This is a genomic window from Stieleria sp. (genome assembly GCF_041595215.1).
GTDB classification, from domain to species: domain Bacteria; phylum Planctomycetota; class Planctomycetia; order Pirellulales; family Pirellulaceae; genus Stieleria; species Stieleria magnilauensis.
On record NZ_JBFHKV010001377.1, the window covers coordinates 1 to 1,871 of the forward strand.

General features: G+C 61.4%; 2 protein-coding genes. Both read right to left on the bottom strand.

All coding sequences use genetic code 11. From position 1 onward, the window contains the following. Nucleotides 1–349, bottom strand: a 349-nt coding sequence (locus ABX749_RS31420) for a DUF1501 domain-containing protein (RefSeq protein ID WP_372899506.1), incomplete at its 3' end; no start/stop codon positions are given. A gap of 13 nt (nt 350–362) precedes the next feature. Further along, the coding region (locus tag ABX749_RS31425; protein ID WP_372899507.1) for a DUF1553 domain-containing protein at nt 363–1,871 on the bottom strand (1,509 nt) is incomplete at its 5' end.

Below are 1,871 nucleotides of genomic sequence, written 5' to 3' on the forward strand. Positions count from 1 at the left end.
CGATCATCTCATGATGCACACTGCGGACGGCCGTGACACGGTCCATCAACGGAGCCAGCTGCGACAGGTGTTCGCACACCCGCACACCCTCGACGGCTGTATCGATCGATTCGTAATACGAACCGGCTTGATTCTTGGGCGCGTCGCCTTTGCGTTTGGGATCAAACGTGTCGATCTGGCCCATTCCGCCGCCGAGCCAGATCGAGATCACGTGCTCGGTCTTGCCGCGGAGCAGCTTGGCGGCTGCGTCCTGGCTGGACGGATTGGCGAGCCCCAGCGACGACAGGCCTAATCCGCCTGCCGTCGCGGCTCCGGCTGCCAGAACGTCGCGTCGTGTGAAAGGTTTCATATTCATGTCTCGGTTACGGTATCCAAACAAATTCGCGATGGTTGACCAAACTCCAGACCACGTCCTCATAGACTTCGCGCCAAGACGTTTCCAGCCTCGGGTCCGGCGGTGGTCCGGCCGCAACGCGGCGTTCCAGTTCCACTTGAATCTCGTTCGCCCGTGGACGCAAGTGATTGAACCATGTCACCAGCGGCAACGGCTCGGGCGATTCGGGCGCTGTGATCTGCGAATCGGGGACCAAACGTTTATCAAAGCCCTCGGCCAGTGCAGCGGTGAACGTTTCGCGTTCCTCCGCATTCGGCAAACGACACAGCAGACGCAAGAACAACGTTTCGACCAACGATTCGGCGTCGGTGGCATCGATCGCAAGCTCGGCCAATTCGCTCTGTTGCGAAGCCCGCGTGAGCGTCATGGACAACGTGCCGTTGGCCAGAATGCCCGGCTGCAACACATTCGGGTCGGTCTCACGATCGACGATCGGCATCTGCCGCGCGCCCGTCCAGCCAAACGCTTCGAGCACATCGACGACCGCCCGCGCTTTGGGCAGTGACAAACTCGGTCGATCGCGTTCGTTTTTCAAGTCGCCGAACATCCACGCGCGGCTGGGGCGTCCCAGCGTTTGACGATTGCTCAGCGGACGTCGCCCGTCATGCACAAACGTCAGCTCTTCGACGTCGATCGCATTGCCCGTGGCATAGTGCAGCGAATCGACGACTTGCTCGGCCGTCAACCGACGCCGCTGCGGTGCGTTGAAGAACCGCAACTCCGACGAGGCCTGAAGATTCGTCCCGATCGCTGCACGCTGATACAGTTTCGATGTCACGATCTGACCAACGATGTGGCGCAGGTCGTAGTGGTTGGCGACCAATTCGTGGGCGAGCCAATCGAGCAGTTGCGGATGACTGGCGCCGCGGCCTTCCCAATCGTGAACCGGCTCCACGATCCCGGCTCCGATCAACTGCTTCCAGACGCGGTTGACGATGACGCGGGAGAAACGGGTGTTTTGAGGCGCGGTGACCAGCGTGGCGAGTCGCTCGCGGGTGTCGGTCGGCTGCATCATCAACGCGTCAATCTCGGCGTCATCGACCGCGCCAGTTTGCTCGGCGAACGGCCACTCGGGCATGACCGATTCGTCCGCCGGAAGCGTCACCTGAATCAGCGACTCACGATTCTGTTGGTTTTCAAAGAACCCGGCTGGCACACGACTGGTCGCGGGAACCTTCACCGACTTGCGAGCCATCATCGCGGCCAGCGAATACAGGTCGTGCTGCGTCGTACTGTGATAGGGCGAGTCGTGACAGCGGGCGCACTGCAGTTCGATGGCCAGGAAAGCCGACGCGATGATGTGCCCCTTGGCCGCCATCGGTGCATCGTTCTCCGCCGCCACGCCAAACCCGGCGCTCCCGCCTTCGGATGCACCACCGCGCAGCAACATCAATTCCGTCAGCATGCGATCGAGCGGCTTGTTGTCCCGCAACGAATCATACAGGTACCAGCGAAACGGGCCCGTGCTATTGAGCGA